This is a genomic window from Streptomyces niphimycinicus, from assembly GCF_018883605.1.
Taxonomy (GTDB): domain Bacteria; phylum Actinomycetota; class Actinomycetes; order Streptomycetales; family Streptomycetaceae; genus Streptomyces; species Streptomyces niphimycinicus.
Genome location: NZ_JAHLEM010000387.1, coordinates 1 through 6406, shown reverse-complemented (window position 1 = coordinate 6406; position 6406 = coordinate 1). Strand labels below are relative to the sequence as shown.

Here is a 6406-nt window from a genome sequence, read left to right as displayed (position 1 = left end):
GGTGACAAGCCTGCGTGACCCCGGGCGCCGTGCGGGGCGGGGGCGCTGTCGCCGACGGCGCGTCCGTCGCCCCTGGCGGGTGCGCGGGGTGCGCGGGGTGCGCGTGGTGCCCGGAGGTGGCGATCAGGCGTTGCCCGGGACGGCGATCAGGTGTTGCCCGGGGCGGCGATCAGGTGTTGCCCGGGGCGGCGATCAGGTGTTGCCCGGGGCGGAGATCAGGCGTTGCCCGGGGCGGCGATCAGGCGTCTTTGAGGCAGGTGATCCTGGCGATGATGGAGTCGGCGATGCTCTCCTCGGACCAGGGGAAGGCCCGGATGACGGCGCGCTGGTGCGCGAGGCCGTGCAGGCTGAGCCACAGCGTGATCGCGTCGAGCCCCGGGTCGCTGATGGCGCACTGGCCCGCGGCGGCGCAGTCCGTGAGTACGTCGACGAGTACCTGTATGGCCGTCGAGCCGAGGCTGACGAGGTCTTCCTCGGTCAGGGAGTTGTCGCCCAGGGTCGGCATCCAGAGGCCGCCGAACATCGTGCGGTAGCGCTCGGGGTGGCTCTTCGCGAAGGCGAGGTAGGACCGGCAGACGGCGTATAGCTGTTCTCGCGGTTCGTCACCGGCCTCCTGTGCGACGGAGCGCAGGAGGGTTGCCAGTTCGGTGAATTCCCGCTGTACGACGGCCAGCATGATGGCCGGCTGGTCGGGGAAGTGCGGGTAGATCGACGGGGCGGCGATGCCCACCTTGCGGGCGACCGACCGCAGGGTGATGGCGTGTTCGTCGCCGGTCTCGTCGAGCAGTGCCGCGGCGGCGGTGACGATGTCCTCGCGCAGGCGGCTGCCCTCGCCGCGACGGTTGCGCGTGCGCGCCCGTTTCGGTGCGGCCGGGTCTGCCGCGCTGGTCTTCTCCACTCCGTAACCTTACATCCCGAAGTTTATTGGCGTGAACCTCTTGCCGCCCTCGACTTACATTCGTAGCCTTACGTTCGTAAGTATGCGCGGGAGGGCGGCCCTGCACCCCCCGTAAGGAGCGGCCCGGCGCCCCCCCAGTAAGGAGCGGCCCGGCACCCCCAGTGAGGAGCGGCCCGGCACCCCCAGTGAGGGGCGCCGGGCCGTGGTGAGTCGGTGTGGTGGGTGGTTACTTCACCGCGCCCGCCATCACTCCCGCCACGAACTGCCGCTGGAAGGCGAAGAAGACCGCCAGCGGGATCAGCATCGAGACGAAGGCACCCGGGCCGAGGATGTCGATGTTGTTGCCGAACTGCCGGACCTGCTGCTGGAGGGCGACCGTGATCGGCGGGTTGCCGCTGTCCGCGAAGATCAGGGCGACCAGCATGTCGTTCCAGACCCACAGGAACTGGAAGATGCCCAGCGAGGCGATGGCCGGGCCGCCCAGCGGCATCACGACGCGCAGGAACAGCCGCAGTTCGCCCGCGCCGTCCAGGCGGGCCGCCTCCAGCAGTTCGCGGGGGATCTCCGCGAAGAAGTTCCGCAGCAGGAAGATCGCGAAGGGCAGGCCGAAGGCGGTGTGGAAGAGGACCACGCCCGTGGTGGTCTGGAAGATGCCGATCTCGCCGAAGAGCTTGGCCACCGGGATCAGCGCGACCTGGACCGGGACGACCAGCAGGCCGACCACGATGAGGAACCACCAGTCGCGGCCGGGGAAGTCCATCCAGGCGAAGGCGTAACCGGCAAAGGCGCCGATCACCACGACCAGCAGGGTCGCCGGGACGGTGATCGCGAGCGTGGTCCACAGCGAATCGGTGATCTGCTGATTGCCCAGGATCTTGTCGTAGCCGCTGAAGGTGAGCTGTCCGGGGTCGGTGAAGACCTTCCACCAGCCCGAGAGGTCCACCTCGGCCGGGTCCCGCAGGGAGGACAGCAGCAGTCCGGCGGTCGGCATCAGCCACAGCAGGCCGATCAGGAGGAGGACGACCCGCATCACCCCGCCGCCGGCGCGAGCGGCGATCCGCGCGACCAGGGACTGCTTCGCCTGTACGACCGTGTCCGCGCTGGTCATCGGCGGCTCTCCCTTCGGATCCGGCGGATGTTGATGAACATGATGGGCAGCACGAGCAACAGCAGCAGTACGGCGATGGCGCTGCCGAGACCCTGGTTGACATCGGTGCCGAAGGACGACTGGAAGAGCTGGAGCGCCAGCACATTGGCGTCGTCCTGCGAGGGGCCCGGCGCGATGATGTACACCAGGTCGAAGATCTTCATCACGTTGATCATCAGGGTGACGACGACGACCGAGAGCACCGGCGCCAGCATCGGCACGGTGATCCGCCGGAAGACCTGCCACTCGGTGGCGCCGTCCATCCGCGCGGCCTCCATCAGCTCACGCGGCACCCCCGCGAGCCCCGCCGCGATCAGCACCATCGCGAAACCGGCCCAGATCCAGACGTACGCCCCGATGATGGCCGGGGTGACGATGGACGGGCCGAGCCAGTCCACGCCGTTGTAGGGCTGGGCGAAGTTCCAGGCGGGCAGCCGCAGTTGGGCGCCCTCGGCCTTGGCGGGGAGGGTGTACGTACCGTCCGACGCCGATGTCGTCCGGGCGACGACCTTGCCGTCCTTGACCGCCTCGATCTTGAGGTCGGCCATCGCCTTCTCGCCCTTGTCGATGGTGCCCTGCTCGCCCCCGCCGCCCCGGGTGAAGTCGAACCAGACGGTGCCGGTCACCTTCCCCGGCTCGGCCTTGGCGGCCTTGGCGTCCTGCGCCCCGCTGATGTCCCCGCGCTTGGCCGCGACCAGCGGCAGCGAGGTGGGGGTGCCGGCGCGCACGGTGTCCCGGGTGGTGAACGAGCCGTTCGACGCCTCGGTCAGCCCGGCGGTGGGACGCGGATGGGCGCCGGGGAACGGCGGCGACTCGCTGAAGGAGTCATGCACGCTCACCCACATGGCGTTGGCCACGCCCTTGTCCGGGTCCTGCTCGTAGACCAGCCGGAAGATGATGCCCGCCGCCAGCATCGAGATCGCCATCGGCATGAAGACGACCAGTTTGAAGGCGGTGGCCCAGCGCACCCGTTCGGTGAGCACGGCGAAGATCAGGCCCAGGGCGGTGGAGACGGTCGGGGCCAGGATCAGCCAGATGACGTTGTTCTTGATCGCCGTCTTGGTGGCGTCGTCGGAGAACATCTCCTGGTAGTTGTCCAGGCCGACGAAGCCATTGCCCGAGGCGTCGAAGAAGCTCCGGTAGACGGAGTAGCCGATCGGATAGACGACGAGTGCCCCGAGCAGCACCAGGGCGGGCAGCAGGAACACCGCCGCCAGCCAGGGGCGGGTGCCCATGACGCTCTTCCGCTTTTTGGCGCCCGGTCGCTGTGCCGGTGGGGCGGACGATGCCCGGCCAGGTGTGGCCGCGCCGTCCGCTGTCGCGGTCGACATGATGTGGTTCTCCCGGTCGAGTGGTCAGTTCTTGTACGCCTTGGCGGCATCCGCTTCCAACTGACGCTGGATGCCTTCGACATTCCCCGGGTTCTTGAGGAAGTCCTGGAGCGCTTTCCATTCGCCCTGGGCCGGCTTGCCGCCGAAGGAGGCGGGAGCCTGGTCGGACATGTCGAACCGGAAGTCATTGCCCGCCGCGATCAGCGCTTGTGCGATCTTGCGCATCGAGGCATTGGGATAGGCGCTGAACTTGACGTTTTTATTCGCCGAGATGAACCCGCCGGACTGGGCCCAGATCGTCCCGGCGTCCGGGGAGGCGAGGAAGGTGAGCAGCGCCTGCGCCGCCTTGCTGTTCGTCAGCGCCACGCCGACGTCGCCGCCGGTCACCACCGGTGCCTTGGCGCCCACCGCCGGGAACGGGAACACCTTCGCGTCCTCGTCCAGCTCCGCGCCCGCGTCCGCGACGTTGGCGGCGACGAAGTCGGCCTCGAAGACCATGCCCGCGTCCGGCTCGGCCTTGTTGCCGAACGCCTTGGTGACCGAGTCCGGGAACGCGGTCTGGAGCGCGCCGCTCCGGCCACCCGCGACCAGACCCTTGGTGCCCCACAGCTCGGCCAGCGTCTCGAGCGCCTTCTTCACCGACGGATCGGTCCACTTGATCTTGTGCTGGGCGAGCTGGTCGTACTTCTCCGGGCCCGCCTGGGAGAGATAGACGTTCTCGAACCAGTCGGTGAGCGTCCAGCCGTCCTGGCCGCCGATCGCGACCGCGTCGGTGCCGGAGTCGGAGATCAACTGGGCCTGGGCCAGGAATTCCTGCCAGGTCTTCGGCACCTTGGCGCCCGCGTAGTCGAACGCGGAGGTGTTGTACCAGAGCAGGGATTTGTTGCTGGTCTTGAAATACACCCCGTAGGGCTTGCCTTGGTAGGAGCCGAGGTCCTGCCAGCCCTTGGCGTAGTTCTTGGCCAGCTCGGCACTGGCTTCGGGGCCGAGCGGCTTGGCCCAGCCCTTCTGGGCGAACTCGCGCATCACGCCGACCTGTCCGACCATCGCGACATCCGGCGGGGCGCCGCCCGCGACCTTCGAGCCGACGAAGCCCGCCATGTCGTCACCGCTGGGTACGAAGGAGACCTTGGCGCCGGTGCGTTTCTCGAACTCCTTCAGCACCTTGGTGAAGTTCTCCTGCTCGGTGCCCGTCCATACCGCGGTGACCTGGAGTTTCTGCCCCTTGAGGCTTGGCAGTTTCACGGTGTTGGGCGGCGGACCGCCGCTTACCGTGTCTCCGTCGTCACCGCCGCAGCCCGCGGCGGTGAGCATGAGTGCTCCCGCCGCCAGCAGGGCCACCGCGGCTCGTGTCGAACGCTTCGCAGGAAGCGATACGTGCATCCCCGTTTTCCCTCCGATGCCGACCGCCCCCGTGCGGCCGTGTCCCGTGCGAGTAGTCCTACGCCCGGTCACCGAACGTGGCAATACTGCGTCCGGCGTTCACTCACGGATCGTGACCGGGCCGTGATGAACGATCGGCAGAGAACGGGGCAGGTGGGTCAGGCGGGTCAGACGGGAGGTTGGGCAGAACGGGCCGGAAAGCCGGTCAGGAGCGACGGGATCATCCGGGAACGGTCAGGAAACGGACAGGGTGCGACCTGCGGCGGTCAGGGGCGGGGCGGGGCGGGGGCGAGGCAGGGGTGGTCTTGGGCGGTCAGATCAGCGCGGGTGCGGTGGGCGCGTCCGCCGACTGCGCGGCACGCTGGAGCGCACTGGCGAGAAGTGCGAGGTCGGTGGGGCCGTTGCCCAGCTCGCGCAGCGGCCGGCGGGCGGGCGGATCGCCCATCCGCCGCCACTCCAGTGGCACGACGGTGGGCCGCTGGGTGGCGGTGCGCGGTATCCGTCCGGTCACCCGGCCCGCCTGAAACGGCGTTCCCCAGGTGTCCTCCGGGCGGAACAGCCGCCCACGGCCCGGGGCCGGGTCGCCGCCCGGGGCGGCTGCGGCTGCGGGGGTGGATGTGACCGAGCGTGGCGATGCGACGGGGGTGGCGGCCGTATCGGGCCGCTCGGACCTCAGGGGCCGCTCGGGCTCCCCGGGGCGGTGCGTGGGGTGGGTGGGGGCCGTGGGGTGTGCGGGGTTCAGCGGGCGCGGGTCCAGGACGATACGGAGTCCGGCCCGCTCGACGGCCACCGTGTCCGCCGTACGGTCCGGGCGGCCGGACGCCACGACCAGATGCACCCCGAGGCGGTCGCCGTCGCGGGCGATCGCCTCCAGGGCGCGGACGACCGAACCGGCCGCCGGGCGGCCGGGACTGCCGAGGGCCGGGGCCACCAGCGCGTCGAAGTCGTCGACGAGCACGACGAGACGGGGGAGGAAGGGGCGCGGGCGGGCGGCTGCCGCTGCCCCTGCCGCGCTCGCGGTGCGCTGAGCGCGCAGATTGAGGGTGTGGAGGGTGTCGCTCGGCGGCGGGTCGATATCGCCGGGCGGGCGGGGCGCGACGACGCGGGCGGAAGCGGAGCCGGGGGCGGGAGCGCCCGGGGTGCTGCTTGGGGTGCTTGGGGTGCTTGGGGTGCTTGGGGCGCTTGGGGTGTTCGGGGTGTTCGGGGTGCCGCTCGGGTCGGCGGCGCCGTCACCGCCACCTCCGCCGCCCTCGCCGTCGCCGTGGTGGGGCCGGGCGTGCCAGGCGGTGAAGTCCAGCCGGTTCAGCAGCTCGGCGCGGCGCTTGAGCTCCGAGCTGAGCGCCTGCGCGAACTCCCGCATCCGTACCGGGTCGGTGGCCGCCAGATGCGTCGAGACATGCGGCAGATCCGTGCACACCCGCAGCCCCTCGCCCGCTCCCGCTCCCACTCCGGCTCCGGCTCCGGCTCCGTCGATCAGGATGAGCTCAAGGCGGTCCGGCCGTTCGGCGGCCGCGAGCGAGGCGGCGAACGAGCGCAGCAGCTCCGTCTTACCGGTGCCCGCCGTGCCGTCGATCAGCGCGTGCGGACCGTCGGCGGCCAGATCGACCGCGAGCGCGCCGCGCGGCCCGGCGCCGAGCACTGCCAGCG

Annotated in this window: 5 protein-coding genes; all 5 read right to left on the bottom strand. The window is 70.4% G+C overall.

Annotated features, from left to right (window positions below; translation table 11 throughout):
- Positions 1-238 precede the first annotated feature (238 nt).
- The gene (locus KN815_RS30110) at positions 239-898 is read right to left on the bottom strand and encodes a TetR/AcrR family transcriptional regulator (RefSeq protein WP_216345036.1); all 660 of its coding nucleotides are present in this window, start codon (positions 896-898) and stop codon (positions 239-241) included.
- Between the two features lie 226 nt (positions 899-1124).
- Complete coding sequence (locus KN815_RS30105; RefSeq protein WP_078641777.1) at positions 1125-2006, bottom strand: carbohydrate ABC transporter permease; 882 nt, start codon at positions 2004-2006, stop codon at positions 1125-1127.
- Positions 2003-3376, bottom strand: coding sequence for a carbohydrate ABC transporter permease (locus tag KN815_RS30100; protein WP_216345035.1), 1374 nt, complete (start codon positions 3374-3376; stop codon positions 2003-2005). The genes KN815_RS30105 and KN815_RS30100 overlap by 4 nt, the downstream gene beginning before the upstream one ends.
- 24 nt (positions 3377-3400) lie before the next feature.
- Complete coding sequence (locus KN815_RS30095) at positions 3401-4759, bottom strand: ABC transporter substrate-binding protein (RefSeq protein WP_216345034.1); 1359 nt, start codon at positions 4757-4759, stop codon at positions 3401-3403.
- Positions 4760-5072: 313 nt separating this feature from the next.
- The coding region (locus KN815_RS30090) for an FtsK/SpoIIIE domain-containing protein (RefSeq protein WP_216345033.1) at positions 5073-6406 on the bottom strand (1334 nt) is incomplete at its 5' end.